This is a genomic window from Mesorhizobium sp. M0018 (genome assembly GCF_040323955.1).
Classification (GTDB): Bacteria; Pseudomonadota; Alphaproteobacteria; order Rhizobiales; family Rhizobiaceae; genus Mesorhizobium.
The window spans coordinates 54,476-72,952 of sequence record NZ_JAMYVL010000006.1 but is presented as its reverse complement, the minus strand read 5'-3'; the positions used below and the strand labels follow the sequence as shown (position 1 = coordinate 72,952).

Below are 18,477 nucleotides of genomic sequence, written 5' to 3'. Positions count from 1 at the left end.
GCATTGTAGTTGATCACAATCGCCGCAGGAGGCATCCATGGGACGTGGCATTTTGCTCTGGCTTCTCGGAGTCCCAATTCCGATCATTATTCTGATCATGCTGTTCGCACGGTAGGGAGGCTTCGATGCAGTCCACCGTAACAGCTGTCGACGTTTCCGCCCCGACGGAATCCGCTTCCACTGCTGTCAGCTGGGGGCCAATCGTCGCCGGCGCCTTTGCTGCGTCAACGCTTACCTTCATCTTGATGCTGCTCGGCTCCGGGCTTGGGCTGAGCATGGTGTCGCCATGGTCCGGCTCGGGTGCGTCAGTCACCACTTTCGCCGTTTCCACCGCCGTCTGGCTGATCGTCGTGCAGTGGCTGTCGTCGGCCCTGGGCGGCTACCTCGCCGGGCGCCTGCGCACCAAATGGGTCGGCATCCACACCGATGAAGTCTTCTTCCGCGATACCGCTCACGGCTTCCTGGCCTGGGCGCTGGCGACGCTGCTCGTCGCTGGCGTGCTCGGCACGGCGCTTTCGGCCGCGATAGGTACCGGTGTCCAGGCTGCTTCGACTGTGGCATCGGGCGCGGCAATGGGCGCTTCGGCAGGTGCTGCTGCAAACGCGGGTAGCGCCTCGACTGACAACGCCACATCGTATTTCGTCGATACGCTGTTCCGCCCGGCCGATCCGGCAAGGCTCGCTGCCGCCAATCCGGAGAGCGACGCTGCGGCAACGGCGCAGGCATCGCGCATTCTAATCGCGAGTGCCGCAGCAGGCGAAATATCGGCCGACGACAAGACCTATCTGTCGCGGCTGGTGGCCGCCCGCACAGGCCTGTCCGAAGCGGATGCCACCGCTCGCGTCGATACGGTGATCGCCAGAGCGCAGGACGCCAAGGTCAAGGCCCAGCAGGCGGCCGACACCGCCAGAAAGGCAGGCGCCACCTTCTCGCTGATTGGCGCGCTGTCGCTGGTCGTCGGGGCCTTCATTGCCAGCGCGGCTGCAGCACTTGGCGGCAGGCAGCGCGACGACGAGGAAGCGATTTTCCTGACCAATCGTTGATCGGTGACTAAGCGAACTCGGTCCGCTTCGGGAAGATTACGCCCGAAGGGGACCTTGCTTTGAACTGCCGCCGCGGCATTGTCGTGCGCTGCTCGCCGCTTACAGCTCAGCTTCCAGTTTGCGGCCGAGATCGACCGCATCGCGCAGCACGGCAAGGTGCGAGCGCGGCTGTACGCCGGCCGGCGCGTTGACCTCGACGCCGCTCGCCGTCAGCGACCAGTAGAGCCTGTGCGTGAAGACGCGGCCGCCCGAGCCGCGCAGCTCGACCTGGATGTTTTCCACGCCGGGACCAAAATTTTCCGTCATCCGCCCTGAAATCGGGTCGCCGGTCAGCCAGCCATTGCCCCTGTCGAAAATATTGGTCCAGCGCGTCGCGGCAAACACCGCGCCATGATGCACCGCCCGCTGCGGCTTGCCGGAATGGCTGCGCCCTTCCTGGTAGAGCATGGTCCCGCCCGCCGCCCTGTCGGCGATCGGCGGGCATGCCGAAAACAGGCGCTCGGCGATGCCGCGCCTGAATTCGGCGAGGTTGTAGGTCACCAGAAACTCGCTGTGGGTCAGCGGACTGCCGAGCGTGACGAAATCGCTGATCTTCCACGGCAGCGGATGATCGGCGTCGCCGACGCGAAGCTGCCGGTAGAGCTCCCATTGGCTGCGCCGGAATGCGGGGAGGTCATCGAGGCTGTCGGGCCAAGCGGAGGCATCGGCGGCCAGCGTCGCCTTGTCGACGGCGTGGATCGCCTTCAGCCTCGCTTTGTCGCGAATGGCTTCCAACTTTCTAGGCCTGAAATCGGCCCACAATATCTGCAACAGATCATAGGCGATGATCGACCCGAGGCTGTGCGAGACCAGCACGATGCGGTCATAGGCATCGTCCATCATGAGACGCTTCAGCAGCTTGAGGCCACGCTCGCGGACCAGCGCCCGCTTCTCGACCGTTGCCGCTTCGGCCCGCACATAGGCGGCGACGTCGCCGAAATAAGGCAAGCCAAACTGGTCCACCGACCAGATGACGAACGACGCCAGAACCGTGACAAGCACACCGGTCGTCCAGGAGATGTAGCCTTGCCAGGTCGACGTTGCGAGCGCCAGCGCCGCGCCGAGGACGACGATGGTGGCCAAAAGCGTGACGACATAGAGTTTGAGCACATCGCGCGGAATATCGGCCGGCTTGCGCCAGAGCAGGGTCGTCACCCAGGCAGCAAGGCGGCTTCGGGTCGTGCCCTGGGTGATGTCGGCCCAGTAAAGCTCGTAGAAATCGGTGCGGCGGCCATCGACATCATAGGGCGTGGTGATCCGGCGGAGTTCGTGCGAATTGGTCCGACTGTCGGGCGTGATCCAGCTCTGGTTGATCTTCGCACCCATCGGGTCGGCCGGATCGGGGATATGGGCATAGAACGGTGCACGGGCCGGATCGTGGCTCCATACGGCCTGGACAAACTCCCTCAACGTGTCCATGGGACGCTGCTCGCCCATGCCGTGCACGACCACTACCGCCTGGCTGCGCTTGCGTGGCGCCTTCTCTGCTGCGGTCAGATCGGCGGCCGGCAATGCAGCAGAACCAGGGTCGGGCACCAGCACCTCCACGATGACGCCGTTAGCACGACGACGGGTCGGCATCGTAGCTTCAGAACCGGTAGCAGCCAAGAAAAAGCCCGGTGCGGAGCCGGGCTGTATTCGACGATCGGCAGTGAGTTGGCAGCGACGCCGTTTCAGTGATCTATCGCTTTGACGATCTCCTCGGTCATCTTCTTGGCGTCGCCGAGCAGCATCATGGTGCCGTCCTTGTAGAACAGCGTGTTGTCGATGCCGGCATAGCCGGAGCCGAGCGAGCGCTTGACGAACAGGCAGGTGCGGGCCTTGTCGACATCGAGGATCGGCATGCCGTAGATCGGTGACGACTTGTCGTCACGGGCCGAGGGATTGGTGACGTCGTTGGCGCCGATGACATAGGCGACGTCGGCCTGCGCGAACTCAGAGTTGACGTCCTCCAGCTCGAACACTTCGTCATAAGGCACGTTGGCTTCGGCCAAGAGCACGTTCATGTGGCCGGGCATGCGGCCGGCAACCGGGTGGATGGCGTATTTGACGTCGACGCCGTTGGCCTTGAGCTTGTCGGCCATCTCGCGCAGCGCGTGCTGCGCCTGGGCGACGGCCATGCCGTAGCCCGGCACGATGATGACCTTTTGCGCATTCATCATCAGATAGGCGGCGTCCTCGGCCGAGCCCTGCTTGACCGTGCGCTCGATGCCGTCGTTGGCAATGGCTGATGTCTCGCCGCCGAAGCCGCCGAGGATGACCGAGATGAAGCTCCGGTTCATGCCTTTGCACATGATGTAAGACAGGATGGCGCCCGACGAGCCGACCAGCGCGCCGGTGATGATCAGCGCCAGATTGCCGAGCGTGAAGCCCAGGGCGGCCGCGGCCCAGCCCGAATAGGAATTCAGCATCGACACGACCACCGGCATATCGGCGCCACCGATCGGGATGATGAGAAGCACACCCAGCGCCAGCGAGGCGGCAACGATCAGCCAGAACACCACCTTGGACTCGGTGGTGACGAGCAGCACGATCAGCACGATCAGCGCAATGCCCAGGGCCGCGTTGATGAAGTGGCGGCCACCGATCATGATCGGCTTGCCCGACATGCGGCCGTCAAGCTTCAAGAAGGCGATGACCGAGCCGGTGAAGGTGATGGCACCTATGGCAACGCCGAGGCTCATCTCGATCAGTGCCTGGGCATGAATATCGGCGACCGTGCCGATGCCGAAGCTTTCCGGTGCATAGATGGCGGCGGCCGCCACCATGACCGCGGCAAGACCGACCAGCGAGTGGAAGGCGGCGACCAGCTGCGGCATCGAGGTCATGGCAATGCGCCGTGCCGTGACCGCACCGGCCGAGCCGCCTATCAGCAGCCCGAGCACTATGAGGCCGAAGCGCCCGGCCGAAGGGGTCGCCAGCGCCAGCGTCGTGGCGATGGCGATGCCCATGCCGATCATACCGTACATGTTGCCCTGGCGGCTGGTGGTCGGATGCGACAGGCCGCGCAATGCGAGGATGAACAGGATGCCGGAGACCAGATAGAGAAAGGAGGCGAAGTTGGCGTTCATAGCGGCCTACTTTTCCTTCTTCTTGTACATGGCCAGCATGCGCTGGGTGACGAGGAAGCCGCCGAAGATGTTGACCGATACCAGCATCAGAGCAACGAAGCCGAAGCCGGTGGCAAGCCCTGAGGCCGAGATGCCGACGGCCAGCAGCGCGCCGACGACGATGACCGAGGAAATGGCGTTGGTGACCGCCATCAGCGGCGTGTGCAGTGCCGGTGTGACGGACCACACGACGTAGTAGCCGACGAAGATCGCCAGGACAAAGATGGCGAAGCGAAAGACGAAGGGATCGATGGCACCGCCGGACAGCGCGTGAGCGGCGTCACCCGCCGCCTCGGTGCCGGGCGCGGCCGCCAGGTTCTGCACAGCGAGCCGCACGGCAGCTGTCGCCTGGTCGAGCTGGTCGAGGGCTTTCTGCAGCGTCTTATCCATCACGCGATCCCTCCGGTGGTCTTAGGCTTCCTCGCAGCGGCCGTTTTCTTCGCAGCCGGCTTCGCCGAAGCCTCGGCAACCATCGTCCTGGCCGGAATGGCCGGTGGCTCGACATATTGGCCCTTTGGCGGCTCCTGCTCAGCCTTTGCGAAAGCCGGATGCACGATCTTGCCGGCATCGGTCAGCATGGTTGCCTTGACCAGCTCGTCGTCGCGGTTGATGGCCAGCGTCTTCGCCGCCTTGTCGACCAGCGTCTCGAGGAAGGCATAGAGGTTCCTGGCATAGAGAAGCGAGGCCGAGGCGGCGACGCGACCGGGAACGTTGAGATGGCCGACGATCTTTACCCCGTTGGCGGTGGTCATCACCTGCCCGGGCACGGCGCCCTCGACATTGCCGCCGCGCTCGACCGCAAGGTCGACGATCACCGAGCCGGGTTTCATCGAGGCGACCATCGCCGCCGAAACCAGCTTCGGCGCCGGCCGGCCGGGGATCAGCGCCGTGGTGATGACGATGTCCTGCTTGGCGATGTGCTCGGCAGTCAGCGCCGCCTGCTTGGCCTGGTATTCCTTCGACATTTCCTTGGCGTAGCCGCCGGCCGTCTCGGCCGCCTTGAACTCCTCGTCCTCGATGGCCAGGAATTTTGCGCCGAGCGAGGCGACCTGCTCCTTGGCGGCCGGGCGCACGTCGGTGGCGGTGACCACGGCGCCGAGGCGGCGCGCGGTGGCGATGGCCTGCAGACCGGCGACCCCGACGCCCATGACGAACGCCTTCGCAGCCGGCACCGTGCCCGCCGCCGTCATCATCATCGGCAACGCCCGGTCATATTCGGCAGCCGCATCAATCACCGCCTGGTAGCCGGCGAGGTTGGCCTGGCTGGATAGAACGTCCATCGACTGCGCCCGGGTGATGCGCGGCATGAACTCCATGGAGAAGGCAGTAACACCGGCCCTGGCAAGGGCTGCGACGGCAGCGTCGTTGCCGTAAGGATCCATGATCGCAACGATAGCGGCGCCGGCCTTGTAGCCCTTCAGCTCGGCGTCCGTGGGGCGGCGCACCTTCAGCACCACATCGGCCCTGGCTGCATCGCCGGCCTTGCCGATCGCGGCGCCCGCCTTGGCAAACTCCTCGTCGGGAACGCGCGACGCCGTGCCGGCGCCGGTTTCCACGATTACGTCGAAACCCAGTGCTGCCAGCCGCTTCACCGTATCGGGCGAGGCCGCGACGCGAGGCTCGTTTGCGTCGAGCTCACGAGGGATGAAAACCGTCTGTCCCACCGCACGATCCTTTCGGCCGGAACCCTGTTACCGCAAGACACCGACCGACCCCGGCGGCGCCTTCGACAAAGGTTGGAGGAGTTATCGGAGAATAAAGGCGCCGATGGCCAGGATCAGCACGAAGAGGATAGTCGCCGAGAAGAAGCCGCCCACAAAGAAGCCGAACGCCATGGCAAGAAGCACGGCGGCGCAAAATAGCGACCCATATTTGGCCAGCATCACAAAGCCGGCATAGGTGCGGTCGTGCTCGGCATAGTCCATCTTCGCGCCCAGTTCGACAGGACCGGTCGGCGTGTGTTCAGCCATTGGAATACCCCTTCGAAGACATCTTTCAGGCACATAGCGAAAAGCCGCGTTAAGGGCAATGGCGCTATTGCCGCATCGCCGCAGCCAACAATCTCAAGTAAAACTTGAAATCGCTGCGCGGAGCGCGGCGATACCAATCACAATGGATGGCAGGTCCGCTATTGCCGATGCCGTTAGCCGGCGAGATGCGGGAACAGCCCGAGCAGGCCGACAACGATCAGATAAAGGGCGACGATATAATTGAGCAGCCGCGGCATCACCAGGATCAGCACGCCTGCGATCAGGGCGATGAGCGGGGTGAGGGCGAGCGTGGAAATGGTCATGTCGGTTCCTTTGATCGGATGGCTATCGAAGCGATGCTTGGTGGATGCCGGCCATGCCGACCTACCACCAGCACCCTTGCCCAGAACGCCGAAGCGACCGGAAGGCTCCATGGGCTCGTTCAGGCGGCTTCGCGAAAATACTTGGCGGTGGGCAGGATGGTCAGCGGGGCGAGTTCGCCGGCACCGGGCGTATCGAACAACATGCGCTGCTCCATTGGCGTCGAACGGAAGAACGGAAAGCGAGCGTAGGTTTCATTCTTGATCGCCAGGACATCGGCTTGATAAAGCAGCGCGAAACAGTTGATCACGCCGGCATAGGGCCGCGCATCGCCAATCGGTCGCGCCCGATAGATGCGCTTGTAGAAAGCCGCATGGTCCTCGCGGATCATGGATATGCAATAAGGCGCGCCGAAATGGAAGCAAGCCATGCCCGCAAGGCGCAGCGTCACATACGGGATCTGCGGGTAAAGCCGTGACCATTCGGCGTCCACGGCAAAACGGCTCGGGTCGATAAAGACTTCGCCGGCCGCCAGACGCGGCATCAACAAGTCCTTGTAGACGCTGAGCGCTGGTGATGTGGCGTTATCAGCAGACACGTTATGCAGGCGCATTGTGCTGACCAGCCGCCCCTCGATATAGATTCCGAACGTATGGCAATTGGGCAGTTCGTCAAACTCGTCATGGACCTGACGAGACGCATTCTCGGGCACCAGATCGTTCATCCGATAGGAATTGTAGCGCAGCCTGTAAATGTTTTCGAAGTCCTCGCCGCTTTCACAGCGTCGGTACTCCGTCCGGTCAAGCAGCGCATAAACATGTTGCGCGAAGCTGGACATGGTCTCGGACGCATCTTTCCCACCAGCGCCCGCCGCATGGCCGAGCGAACTCAACTGGGCACACATGAACTCTATTCCCCGCGATTACCGCCACCAGCCGACACTACGGACGGGTCATGAGATGTAAAGATGAAAATAAGTAGGAGCTCGTTTACCGCTCGTTAAGGTTAACAATTAATAAAATTATACTAAAATACGCGGGTTTTCAGCGCGAAGTCAGCGCCGCGGCGCCTTCCTTGCCGTCTGGATGTCCTTGGCAAAGGGCCAGACGGTGCTCGACATCGTCTCGATGCCGGACGCGCTGAGTGCCGACCCGAACAGAAAGCCCTGGACCAGGTCCGGCTTGACCTGCAATGCCAGGATCTTGAGCTGTTCGAAGGTCTCGACACCTTCGACGGTAACCGAAAGTCCCAGCGGCCGTGACAGGTTGACGATGCCCTTGAGCAATTCGAGCGACCGGCTGTTCTGAGTGACATCCATCAGGAACGAGCGGTCGATCTTGATTTTGTCGAGCGGCAGTTTGTGGAGATAGCTGAGGCTCGAATACCCGGTACCGAAATCGTCGAGCGCAATGCGCACGCCGAGCCGCTTCAACTCCTCTATATATTGGCGTGTCAGCGACTTGTCGTCGAGCAGCGCCGTCTCGGTGACCTCAATCTCCAGACGTCCGGCGGAGAGACCGGATTCAGCCAGCGCGTCGCGAACCTTCTGGATGACATCACGGTTGCGGAAATCCTTGGCCGAGAGATTGACCGACACGCTGGTCTGGGCCGGCCATTTGGCGCATTCCGTGCAGGCCGCATGCAGGACGAAGGTGCTGATGTCGGAAATAATCCCCATTTCCTCCGCCAGCGGAATAAAGATACCGGGGGAAATCGGCCCGAGATCGGGATGATCCCAGCGGCACAGCGCTTCGCAACTGGCGATACGCATCGTGCTCATCGCGACGATCGGCTGATAGACCACCCGCAATTCGTTGTTTTCCACGGCGCTGCGCAGGTCCGCCTTCATCAGCTGACGGCTGCGGAAGGCAGCATCCATGGAGGCCTCGAACAGCCGCCAACCGTTCTTGCCAAGCTCCTTGGCCTTGTAGAGTGCAAGGTCGGCTTTGACGATCATGGCGTCAACGTCGGTATCCTTGACCCGCGACAGCACCGCGCCGCCGGAGGCCTGGATGCGTAATCCGTGGCCGGCGACATCGACCTCGCCCTGTAGATTGACAAAGATCTCGTCAACCTGGCCGGTCAGGTGGCTTTCATCCTCGATGCGCTCGAAGAAGATCATGAACTCGTCGCCGCCGAAGCGGCTGACGGTGATGCCTGGCCCAGCGACTGCCGCCAGCCGCTCGGCAACGGCGTAGATCAATCCGTCGCCGACCGGATGGCCGAGCGTGTCGTTGACGCTCTTGAAATCATCGAGATCGAGCACCACCAGCCCGCAGAGACGCTCGGGATCCCCTGAGGCCATGGCTTCCACCACCAACTCGTGGAAGTAGGCGCGGTTGGGCAGGCCGGTGAGACTGTCGTAGCGCGCCATGAAGCGGATCTTGTCTTCCGCCTCGACCCGGGCGGTCACATCCTCGAAAGTGACGACGCCCAGTTCCTGGCTGCCTTCGCGCGCCGAAAATTCATAGTGCTGGCCGTTGGTGAGCGAGACCAGGACCTTGCGGTCGCGGCCCTCGCGCAACGCACGCGTCAGCTGGGCTTCGATGTAACGGCAATCTTTCGGCGCCAGCATGCCGCCTGCAGCGCCGCGCATCAGCAGACCGTGGATCGAGCGGCCTAGCAGCGCATCGGCCGATTTGAGCGACATCAGGTGCGCGGCTTCGGCATTGGCCACCGCCACCCGGCCGTCGGGACCAAGCATGACAAGGCCATGCGACATGGTGTTGAGCGCGCGGTTGAAACGCTGCGCGATGCGGTTCGCCTTCTTTTCCTCCGACAGGGCGGTAAACAGGACTTCGCGGACGATGTCGGCGAACCGCTTGATCGCAAACAGAAAAGGGGCCGACATCAGACCGAGGATGATGTGGTAGATATCGCCGCGCAGGATAAAGCCAAGCGATATGGGCCATGTGGTGGTTATGATAAAAATCATGACCATGCGCGGCGACCCATAATTGCGGCCGGCAATTGACGTGACCGATGCCAGAGTGACGCAGACAGAGGCTATTTCGGCATAGTTGTCGTGGCTGTCATTTGCCAGATAGATACTGACGAAACAGAACGCGCCAAGCATGAAACCATGCATCGAACCGAAAATTATGTAATCGTTTTCGCGATCATGGGCTTCTTCCCACGTCGTCGGGGAAGGAAGTCTCCCGTATTTTCGGATGTTGCGAAGGCGCAGAGTACCGACAATGATGAGCCCAGCGGCAACTAGAAGATACGCCAAGTCCATGGTCTTCCAATAGACCAGAATGACGAGGAGTGTCTGCGCAACAAGGCCGATCGACAGCGTGAACCCGTCGCGAAACAGCGTTTCCACGAACGGAATGTAAACGTCGACCGGAATCTCGTTTTTTCGTCTCAGATTCACGCCTGGATCCCAACCCTGGGGAACCCAGCAGTGTCACATTGGCCTTAAGAAAGGTTTAGAGCGGCGTTTCGAGCCCTGCCGGCATCCATTGGTGACGCCGCGGAAGCAGGGAAACTACAGTTCAGGTAAACAAGGCGTATCACAGCGCTGAATTATTCGGCGGCTTGAAGTTGCGGCCGCAGCGGCGCCGTCGAGAGGCGGTCGAGCAGACGCTGGCGTTCGCCGGCGGCTTTTTCGGCACTGGCCTGCTTGACGTGGCCAAAGCCGCGGATGAGCGCCGGTACCGAAACAAGCGCGGCAGCAACCTCGATCTTGCCCGGCGCCAGCGCGCCGGCGACAAGTTCCAGGTCGGCTTCATAGAGGGCAAGAAGCTGCCGCTCCATACGCCTCTCGGCGCTGTAGCCGAACAGGTCGAAAGCGGTGCCGCGCAGGCCCTTCATCGCCGCCAGCAGGCGGAACCCGTTCATCATCCACGGGCCAAAGCTCGATTTCTTCGGCTTCCCGTCACTGCCGCGCCTGCCCATGATCGGCGGTGCGAGATGGAATTCAAGCTTGCCGTAGCTCTGGAACTGCTTTGCGAGCTCTGCGGCAAAGGAGCCGTCCGTATAAAGCCGCGCCACCTCGTATTCGTCCTTGATCGCCATCAGCTTGAACAGGTTCTTTGCGGCAGCCTCGGTCACCACGGTCGACCCGGGCACAGCATTGGTTTCGGCCTTGCGCAGCGCCGCCAGTCTGTCGGCATAGCGCTTGCCATAGGCGGCGTTCTGGTAGGCGGTCAGGAAGCCGACGCGGCGAGCAATGATATCGTCCAGCGTCTCGGCAATGGCGGCATGCTGCGTGGCCTTGCCCGGCTGGGCGAGAAGGCTGCGGACGAAATCCGGCTGGTGGGCGGCGCGGCGGCCCCAGCGAAATGCCGCGACATTCATCGCTACTGCCTCGCCGTTGAGCTCGATCGCCTTCTCGACCGCCTCCGCCGACAGCGGCAAGCCGCCATGCTGGAAGGCGAATCCGAGCATGAACATGTTGGTAGCAAGCGAGCTGCCGAACAGGGCAGTGGCGGTGCGGGTAGCGTCGAAGAAATGCGTCCTGTCGTCGCCCGCGGCCGTTCTTATCGCCTTCTTCAGCCGCTCGACGGGCAGCGAGAAATCGGCCGAACGGGCGAACTCGCCCGGCATGATCTCGGCAGTGTTGGCGAGGAAGATGGTATGGCCTTCGCGCACCGCGGCCAACACCGTCTTGGCACCTGAAACGACGAGATCGCAGCCGAGCACGAGATCGGCCTTGCCGGCCGATACCCGAATGGCGTGGATGTCGTCCGGCGTGCGGGCGATGCGGACATGGGTGAACACCGAGCCGCCCTTCTGGGCGAGGCCGGCCATGTCGATCATGCCGCAGCCCTTGCCTTCCAGGTGCGCGGCCATGCCCAGCACCGCGCCTATTGTGACGACGCCGGTGCCGCCGACACCGTCGATAATCGCCGCCCAGCCTTGTTCACCGAGCGTAAATTGCGCCGGCACCGGCACGCCCGCGAGCGGGTCGGCCGCGCCGGCTATGCCTTCGGCTTTCCTGATTTTGGCGCCGTGAACGGTGACGAAGGAGGGGCAGAAACCGTTGACGCAAGAGAAGTCCTTGTTGCAACTCGACTGGTCGATCTTGCGCTTGCGGCCGAATTCGGTCTCGACCGGCTGGATCGAGACGCAATTCGACTGCACGCCGCAATCGCCGCAGCCTTCGCAGACCAGCTCGTTGATGAAGATACGCTTGTCGGGATCGGGGAAGGTGCCGCGCTTGCGGCGGCGGCGCTTCTCGGCGGCGCAGGTCTGGTCGTAGAGCAGCACCGAGACGCCTTTGACCGAACGCAACTCGCGCTGGACGAGATCGAGGTCGTCGCGGTGATGGATGGTGGCGCCGGCGGGAAATTCCACCTTGCCGGTATATTTGTCCGGCTCGTCGGTGACGATGGCGATGCGCTCCACGCCCTCGGCGCGCACCTGCCTTGCGATCATGTCTACCGTCAGGCCGCCCTCGTGCGGCTGCCCACCGGTCATCGCGACGGCGTCATTGTAGAGGATCTTGTAGGTGATGTTGGCGTCGGTCGACAGCGCGAAACGGATCGCCAGCACACCCGAGTGGTTGTAAGTGCCATCGCCCAGATTCTGGAAGATGTGCTCGCGCTTCGAGAACGGCGCCTGGCCGACCCACTGCGCGCCCTCGCCGCCCATGGCGGTGAAGCCGACGGTGTTGCGGTCCATCCACAGCGCCATGAAATGACAGCCGATTCCGGCGGCGGCGAGCGAGCCGTCCGGAACCTTGGTCGAGGAATTGTGTGGGCAGCCGGAGCAGAAGAACGGCGTGCGCGAGGCGATGTCTGACGTGTCGGCCAGCATCGCCTGGAACTGGCGCAACTTCGCCACCCGCGCGGCGATTTCTTCCGACGGGCCGATCGTTCGCAAAATCCTCTCGCCGAGCTCGATGGCAATATCGTTGGGGTCGAGCGCGCCCTTGGCCGGGAACAGCCAGTCGCCGCGCTCGTCCTTCTTGCCGACGATGACCGGCTGCGTCGCGGTGCCGTAAAGGTTCTCGCGCAGTTGTACCTCGATCAGCGAGCGTTTCTCCTCGACGACGACGATAGTATCGAGGCCGCGAGCAAAGTCGGCGATGTGTTGCAGGTCGAGCGGCCACGGGCAGCCGACCTTGAACAGCCTGATACCGATACGACTGGCGGCCGCTTCGTCGACGCCGATATCCTCCAGCGCCTGGCGAACATCGAGATAACTCTTGCCGATGGTGACGATGCCAAGCTTGGCGCTGGTGCCGCCCGAATAGACGATCCGATTCAGCCCATTGGCGTGGATGAACGCTGAAGCGGCGGCGCGCTTGTATTCATGCAACCGCTCCTCCTGGCCGAGCATGTCGATCTCATTACGGATGTTGAGGCCGCCGGGCGGCATGTCGAAGTCCGGGATGACGATATCTAGCCGGTCGAGCGCGGCATCGACCGAGGCTGTCGATTCGATGTTGTCCTTGACGCATTTGATCGCCGCCCAGGTGCCGGCAAAGCGCGACATGGCAAAGCCGTAGAGGCCGTAGTCGATGATCTCCTGGACGCCGGCCGGATTAAGGATCGGCACCATGGTGTCGACGAACAGGAACTCGGTGGCATGCGCGTTGGTCGAGGATTCGGCCATGTGGTCGTCACCCATCAGAGCCAGCACGCCGCCATGTTTCGACGACCCGGCGAGATTGGCGTGGCGGAACACGTCGCCGGAGCGGTCGACGCCCGGACCCTTGCCGTACCAGACCGAAAAAACGCCGTCATGGGTACCCTCGCCCAGCAATTCGGCCTGCTGCGAGCCCCAGCAGGCGGTGGCGGCGAGCTCCTCGTTGAGACCGGGCTGGAAGACGATGTCCGACTGCGCGAGCTGGTTCCTGGCCTTCCACAGCTGCATGTCGAGGCCGCCGAGCGGCGAGCCGCGATAGCCGGAGACGAAACCGGCGGTGTTCAGGCCAGCCCGGCGGTCGCGCTCGCGCTGCATCAGAAGCATGCGGATGACTGCCTGGGCACCCGACAGGAAGATGCGCTCCTTTGCCAGGTCGAACTTGTCGTCGAGCGCGACATTGTGCAGCGTCATCAGGCATTTCCTGTGCGGAGGCCGCGCCTGGAGGTGCGCGGCCAACGTCGGAGTCGAGTGCCCACAGTCTTTCTTCCCTTGCCGGGGAGGTCAAACAAAATCGAAGGTGCCAGGCGGTCCGCAACAAACGATCCGTGCGCGGCCGTGTGGCGCCACGAAACGCCTGTCGGGGAGGATGGCCGAGCATGAAAAATTCCGGCGGCGGTCAGTGCCGCTGGTGATGCATCATGCAGCCTTTGGGCAACTGGGCTTCGGTTCACCGGGCAGCTTGCCGTCGACATGGCCGGCCAGGTCCTTGTTGAGCTCGTAGACTGGCCCGACCACCAGAGGCCGGTCGGGCAGGACCGACTGGTCGAGTGAGGACGTCAGAGTGGTCGCGAAACTCTGCAGCAACTTGCCGCTGGAATCCTCGATGCGGATCGACACCGCATAGGGCTTGTCCTTGACAACGCAGGTAAGCGGCGGGCTGGTGAGCGTCACATGCGGCAGCTTCGGCCATATTTTCTGGGTGACGATGATCGGATCACCGTCGGCCGGGTTCTGGAAGGAGACCACAGCGACCTGCCCCTCACCCACCGGCCGCAGCGGATTGAGAGTGATGACATAGGTGGCGATACCCAGCCGGTAGTTGAACTCGAACAGCTTCCCGGAAATGGCGAACAACTGGTCCTTGCCGGAATCACGGCAGGCGCCGAGCGCGGCCGCCGCGAACAACGCCGCGACGACAATCATCGCGCGTGAGAATCTTCTAGACATTGGTGACCTCCCTGGCCGCGGTCCGGCGGCGATAGTGTCGGTTTGCCTTCTGGCGGTTGCCGCACACCGCCATGTCGCACCAGAGGCGGCTGGAATTCCGGCTTTTGTCGACAAACAGCCAGCTGCAGTTCGGACATATCCTCAGCCTGGCAATGGTGTCGCTACGCAGCAGCGACAACGCCGAGACCGCAAGCGCGGCCTCGAAGGCAATCGGCGTCGCCGGATCACCGAACGGTTTTCCAGGCGTGCCGATTTCGGTGCGGCTATGAGCGAGGCCATCGGCGCAGGCTTCCAAGAATTTCGGCATATCGCCGGTCGCGATCGCACCTTTCGATACCGCGCCGCGAAACAGCCGATCGGTCGTCTCCCGGATCGACAGCACCACCGGTGCGATCTTTTCAGGCGCCGGCGCTACGAGCCGCCTGCCACCGAGCTCGGCGGCGCGAAAGGCACTCGCGGCTTCGGCAAAGCGGGCGATCTCGGCCGGATCGTCGAAACGGTCGAAAGTTTTCTCCGGATCGTTCCGCAAAACGACGGTGTTCGCCGTATCGAGCGCCAGCATGCCACCGGTAAAGCGGTGCGGAGTCCAGGATACTGTCATATGGCGAATCTAACTGATAACTCGCGTTTGACAAGTTAGATTCCGGGTGCAACGCTTGTCACTGAGGCGATCGCCGTACTGAGAATATCGTTCGTCCCAAACCTCTGCCCCGATTGCGGGGCATGCATAGAGGGTCTTGCATGCTCTATTTCTTCCAGCAGGTTCTGAACGGGCTGCATTCGGGCGCGCTCTACGCATTGCTTGCATTCGGCTACGTGCTGACCAACGGCATCCTGCACCGTACCAATCTTGCCTATGGCGCGCTGTTCGCCTTTTGCGGGCATACGATGATCCTCACTGCGGCGTTCGGCTATCAGGCGCTGTGGCTGACGCTGTTTGCATCGGTCGCGCTCGGCGTAGCTGCGGCATTCCTTTATGCGGCGCTGCTCAGCCATGTCCTGTCGCGAAGTATCTTCGAACCGCTGGCCGACCGCTCGCCCAACGCCATCGTGGTGACGACGCTCGGCATATTGCTGGTCTTGTCGGAAGCCAGCCGCATCGCCGCCGATACCCATGACCTATGGTTGCCGCCAATGCTGGCCCAGACCATCGTCTTCGCGCAGAATGCCAGCTTCAAGGCGACGTTGACGCTGATCCAATTGCTCGATTGCGCCGCCGTACTGGCGGCCATAGCGCTGGCTGCTTGGGGCTTCGCATATTCGAGCTTCGGCCGGAGCTGGCGCGCCGTATCCGACGATCCCAAGGCGGCTGCGATGTGCGGCGTCGATGTCCGTGCGGTGTTTCGGCGTGCGGTGCTTTTCGGCGGCCTTTGCGCGGCACTGGCCGGCGTGCTCGCCGCCTTCTACTACGGCAACATCAGCTTCGGCACAGGGTTGGTCTACGGGTTGAAAATCCTGTTCGTGACCGCAGTGGGCGGCTATCTTTCGCCTTTGCGGGCGGCACTGGGCGCCGCCGCTTTCGGCATGGCCGAATCGCTATGGGCCGGCTATTTTCCGCTCGAATGGCGGGACGGCTGGATGTACCTGTTCCTCGTCGCCATGCTTGTGCTGATCGGCGCCGGCCGCGACCAACAGAAGATCGCCTGAGCCGCACCCGACTTTGCTTGGGTGAAAGCGCCGCATGTCCTTGGACATGCAAAGGACGCGGCAGCATTTTGCCGCCCGTCATCTCACAACTGTGTTTATGCGGGCTGTCCCGTGTTGACCCGCCGGACCACGCACTGCATACCGTTGGTCCACAGCGACACGACGGACAGGGAACCGCCGCGCTCTGACACAAGGGAGGAATGCATGGCAGGGCTTCTCGCTCTTTCCAGAACCATTGACCGTTTGAACGAATTCATCGGCAAATGGGTTTCGTGGCTGATCCTGCTGGCGATCCTGGTAAGCGCCGCCAACGCCGTCATCCGCAAGGTGTTCGACATGTCCTCGAACGCCTGGCTGGAATTGCAATGGTATCTGTTCGGCGCCGCCTTCATGCTGGCCGCCGCCTACACGCTGAAGCAGAACGACCATATCCGCATCGATATCGTCTACGGCATGTTCTCGCGCCGCGTGCAGCACTGGATCGACCTTTTCGGTCACGTCTTCTTCCTGATGCCGTTCGTGACGTTGATGGTGGTCTATTTCGTTCCCTATGTGTCGCTGTCGTATCGCAGCGGGGAGATGTCGAACAATTCCGGCGGGCTGATCATCTGGCCGGCGAAGGCGATTTTGCTGGTCGGCTTTTTTCTGCTCGCGCTGCAGGGCATTTCCGAAATCATCAAGAAAATCGCCATCATGCGCGGTCAGATGGACGATCCCACTCCGTTCATATCGGTGCATGAGCAGGCCGAGCTCGAAGCCAAGGCGCTCGTCGAAGAGGTGCGCTCGTGATCGAGTTCATCGCCCAGAACATGGCGCCGATCATGTTCGCCTCGCTGGTCGTCTTCCTGCTGATCGGCTATCCCGTCGCCTTCTCGCTCGCCGCCAACGGCCTGATGTTCTTCTTCATCGGCGTGCTTCTGTCGCCCTATTCGGGCGGCTCGATCAATCTCGCCTGGCCGTTGCTGCACGCGTTGCCGGATAATTTCTACGGCAGCCGGGTGATGTCGAACGATACGCTACTGGCGATCCCGTTCTTCACCTTCATGGGCATCGTGCTCGAACGATCCGGCATGGCCGAAGACCTGCTCGACACGATCGGCCAGTTGTTCGGACCGGTCCGTGGTGGCCTCGCCTATGCCGTGATTTTCGTCGGCGCGCTGCTCGCCGCGACGACCGGCGTGGTGGCGGCCTCCGTCATTGCCATGGGTCTGATTTCGCTGCCGATCATGCTGCGCTACGGCTACGACCGGCGGCTGGCATCCGGCGTCATTGCCGCGTCCGGGACGCTCGCCCAGATCATCCCGCCGTCACTGGTGCTGATCGTCCTGGCCGACCAGCTCGGCCGCTCGGTCGGCGATATGTACAAGGGGGCGCTGATCCCCGGGCTCATTTTGACCGGCATCTACATGCTCTACATCCTGCTCATGTCGATCTTTCGGCCGAAGTCGATGCCGGCACTGCCGCTGGAGGCCCGCACGCTCGGCCACGGTGTGCTGTCGCTGCTGGCGGCGCTGCTGGCGGCGGTGGTTGTTTCCTATGCGGCGTATCGCTACCTCGCACCGAACCATGGCGGCAACGCCGATATCCTCGGCGCCACTACTGGCGTCATCTTCATCTATGTCGTGGCGATCGTCGACCAGCGCCTGAAGATCAACCTAATGTCCAGACTGGCACAGCAGGTGATCATCGTGCTGATCCCGCCGCTGGCGCTGATCTTCCTGGTGCTGGGCACCATCTTCCTTGGCATCGCCACGCCGACGGAAGGCGGCGCCATGGGCGCCGTCGGCGCGCTGGCAATGGCGGCGATGAAGGGGCGGCTGTCGCTCGACGTGGTCAAGCAGGCGCTGGCCTCGACGACCAGGCTGTCGTCCTTCGTTCTGTTTATCCTGATCGGCGCGCGGGTGTTCTCGCTGACCTTCTACGGCGTCAATGGCCACATCTGGGTCGAGCACCTGTTGACATCGCTGCCGGGCGGTGAAGTCGGTTTCCTGATTGGCGTCAACATCCTCGTCTTCGTGCTCGCCTTCTTCCTCGACTTTTTCGAGCTTGCCTTCATCATCGTGCCGCTTTTGGCGCCAGCGGCTGACAAACTCGGCATCGACCTGATCTGGTTTGGCGTGCTTTTGGGCGTCAACATGCAGACCTCCTTCATGCATCCGCCCTTCGGCTTCGCGCTGTTTTATCTGCGCTCGGTCGCCGCGCGCGTGCCCTATCTCGACCGACTCACCGGCAAGCAGATCGCGCCCGTCACCACAGGGCAGATCTATTGGGGCGCAGTGCCCTTCGTCTGCATCCAGGTGATCATGATCGGCCTGACCATCGCCTTCCCGCAGATGGTGATGCACTACAAAGGCACTGTCGTCGATCCTGGCACCATCAACTACCAGGTGCCGGAAACGCCTGGCATCGGCTTGTCGCCGCTTGGCACGCCGCCGGCCAACGGCGGCACTGCCCCGGCCTCACCTTCCCCACCGGATTTGTCGCAGCCGCCGAGCTTCGACGAAAAGCCGCCCGCGAAACCGGCGGCGCCGGCAATCGATCTGTCGCAACCACCGAGTTTCAACTGAGGAAGGCCCGGCAGCC

Annotated in this window: 15 protein-coding genes; 4 read left to right on the top strand and 11 right to left on the bottom strand. The window is 62.6% G+C overall.

Annotated features, from left to right (window positions below; genetic code table 11):
* Positions 1–125: 125 nt before the first annotated feature.
* Complete coding sequence (locus NKJ81_RS10425) at positions 126–1,043, top strand: hypothetical protein (RefSeq protein ID WP_352501122.1); 918 nt, start codon at positions 126–128, stop codon at positions 1,041–1,043.
* Between the two features lie 99 nt (positions 1,044–1,142).
* On the opposite strand, the gene NKJ81_RS10420 is transcribed toward NKJ81_RS10425, so the two are convergent.
* The 11 genes from NKJ81_RS10420 to NKJ81_RS10370 all read right to left on the bottom strand — a co-directional run bounded on the left by NKJ81_RS10420 (position 1,143) and on the right by NKJ81_RS10370 (position 14,848).
* Positions 1,143–2,663 carry a hypothetical protein gene (locus tag NKJ81_RS10420; RefSeq protein WP_352469889.1) on the bottom strand — a complete coding sequence of 507 codons (1,521 nt, stop codon included), beginning with the start codon at positions 2,661–2,663 and terminating at the stop codon, positions 1,143–1,145.
* A gap of 92 nt (positions 2,664–2,755) precedes the next feature.
* Entirely contained in the window at positions 2,756–4,153 is a 1,398-nt protein-coding gene (locus NKJ81_RS10415) for an NAD(P)(+) transhydrogenase (Re/Si-specific) subunit beta (RefSeq protein WP_352469888.1), read from the bottom strand.
* A gap of 6 nt (positions 4,154–4,159) precedes the next feature.
* Positions 4,160–4,582, bottom strand: coding sequence for an NAD(P) transhydrogenase subunit alpha part 2 (locus NKJ81_RS10410; protein WP_502902692.1), 423 nt, complete (start codon positions 4,580–4,582; stop codon positions 4,160–4,162).
* Entirely contained in the window at positions 4,582–5,856 is a 1,275-nt protein-coding gene (locus NKJ81_RS10405; RefSeq protein ID WP_352469886.1) for a Re/Si-specific NAD(P)(+) transhydrogenase subunit alpha, read from the bottom strand. Before NKJ81_RS10405 ends, NKJ81_RS10410 begins: the two co-directional genes overlap by 1 nt.
* A gap of 81 nt (positions 5,857–5,937) precedes the next feature.
* Positions 5,938–6,162: an aa3-type cytochrome c oxidase subunit IV gene (locus NKJ81_RS10400; protein WP_254816044.1), complete on the bottom strand. Its 225-nt coding sequence runs from the start codon at positions 6,160–6,162 to the stop codon at positions 5,938–5,940.
* Between the two features lie 173 nt (positions 6,163–6,335).
* The gene (locus NKJ81_RS10395) at positions 6,336–6,485 is read right to left on the bottom strand and encodes a DUF3096 domain-containing protein (RefSeq protein ID WP_352469885.1); all 150 of its coding nucleotides are present in this window, start codon (positions 6,483–6,485) and stop codon (positions 6,336–6,338) included.
* 119 nt (positions 6,486–6,604) lie between these two features.
* The gene (locus tag NKJ81_RS10390; protein WP_352469883.1) at positions 6,605–7,387 is read right to left on the bottom strand and encodes an N-acyl amino acid synthase FeeM domain-containing protein; all 783 of its coding nucleotides are present in this window, start codon (positions 7,385–7,387) and stop codon (positions 6,605–6,607) included.
* Between the two features lie 150 nt (positions 7,388–7,537).
* A complete protein-coding gene (locus NKJ81_RS10385; protein ID WP_352452207.1) occupies positions 7,538–9,859 on the bottom strand; it encodes a putative bifunctional diguanylate cyclase/phosphodiesterase in 2,322 nt (773 codons plus the stop codon).
* A 152-nt stretch (positions 9,860–10,011) separates the two neighbouring features.
* On the bottom strand, positions 10,012–13,491 hold the full coding sequence (locus NKJ81_RS10380; protein ID WP_352540379.1) for an indolepyruvate ferredoxin oxidoreductase family protein: 3,480 nt from the start codon (positions 13,489–13,491) through the stop codon (positions 10,012–10,014).
* Positions 13,492–13,716: 225 nt separating this feature from the next.
* Positions 13,717–14,247 carry a hypothetical protein gene (locus NKJ81_RS10375; protein WP_352540378.1) on the bottom strand — a complete coding sequence of 177 codons (531 nt, stop codon included), beginning with the start codon at positions 14,245–14,247 and terminating at the stop codon, positions 13,717–13,719.
* The gene (locus tag NKJ81_RS10370; RefSeq protein ID WP_352469881.1) at positions 14,240–14,848 is read right to left on the bottom strand and encodes a CGNR zinc finger domain-containing protein; all 609 of its coding nucleotides are present in this window, start codon (positions 14,846–14,848) and stop codon (positions 14,240–14,242) included. Before NKJ81_RS10370 ends, NKJ81_RS10375 begins: the two co-directional genes overlap by 8 nt.
* A gap of 140 nt (positions 14,849–14,988) precedes the next feature.
* On the opposite strand from NKJ81_RS10370, the gene NKJ81_RS10365 reads away from it, so the two are divergent.
* The 3 genes from NKJ81_RS10365 (at position 14,989) to NKJ81_RS10355 (ending at position 18,461) form a co-directional block, all read left to right on the top strand.
* Positions 14,989–15,894, top strand: coding sequence for a branched-chain amino acid ABC transporter permease (locus NKJ81_RS10365; protein ID WP_023676253.1), 906 nt, complete (start codon positions 14,989–14,991; stop codon positions 15,892–15,894).
* A 204-nt stretch (positions 15,895–16,098) separates the two neighbouring features.
* Positions 16,099–16,683, top strand: a complete 585-nt coding sequence (locus NKJ81_RS10360; RefSeq protein ID WP_023676252.1) for a TRAP transporter small permease subunit — start codon at positions 16,099–16,101, stop codon at positions 16,681–16,683.
* Complete coding sequence (locus NKJ81_RS10355) at positions 16,683–18,461, top strand: TRAP transporter large permease (RefSeq protein WP_352540496.1); 1,779 nt, start codon at positions 16,683–16,685, stop codon at positions 18,459–18,461. Before NKJ81_RS10360 ends, NKJ81_RS10355 begins: the two co-directional genes overlap by 1 nt.
* Positions 18,462–18,477: the final 16 nt, after the last annotated feature.

Coding starts and splice junctions, on each gene's coding strand:
- NKJ81_RS10360 (WP_023676252.1), top strand. CDS start 16,099: ATGGCAGGGCTTCTCGCTCTTTCCAGAACCATTGACCGTTTGAACGAA.
- NKJ81_RS10375 (WP_352540378.1), bottom strand. CDS start 14,247: ATGTCTAGAAGATTCTCACGCGCGATGATTGTCGTCGCGGCGTTGTTC.
- NKJ81_RS10400 (WP_254816044.1), bottom strand. CDS start 6,162: ATGGCTGAACACACGCCGACCGGTCCTGTCGAACTGGGCGCGAAGATG.
- NKJ81_RS10395 (WP_352469885.1), bottom strand. CDS start 6,485: ATGACCATTTCCACGCTCGCCCTCACCCCGCTCATCGCCCTGATCGCA.
- NKJ81_RS10365 (WP_023676253.1), top strand. CDS start 14,989: ATGCTCTATTTCTTCCAGCAGGTTCTGAACGGGCTGCATTCGGGCGCG.
- NKJ81_RS10410 (WP_502902692.1), bottom strand. CDS start 4,582: ATGGATAAGACGCTGCAGAAAGCCCTCGACCAGCTCGACCAGGCGACA.
- NKJ81_RS10380 (WP_352540379.1), bottom strand. CDS start 13,491: ATGACGCTGCACAATGTCGCGCTCGACGACAAGTTCGACCTGGCAAAG.
- NKJ81_RS10390 (WP_352469883.1), bottom strand. CDS start 7,387: ATGTGTGCCCAGTTGAGTTCGCTCGGCCATGCGGCGGGCGCTGGTGGG.
- NKJ81_RS10370 (WP_352469881.1), bottom strand. CDS start 14,848: ATGACAGTATCCTGGACTCCGCACCGCTTTACCGGTGGCATGCTGGCG.
- NKJ81_RS10415 (WP_352469888.1), bottom strand. CDS start 4,153: ATGAACGCCAACTTCGCCTCCTTTCTCTATCTGGTCTCCGGCATCCTG.
- NKJ81_RS10420 (WP_352469889.1), bottom strand. CDS start 2,663: ATGCCGACCCGTCGTCGTGCTAACGGCGTCATCGTGGAGGTGCTGGTG.
- NKJ81_RS10425 (WP_352501122.1), top strand. CDS start 126: ATGCAGTCCACCGTAACAGCTGTCGACGTTTCCGCCCCGACGGAATCC.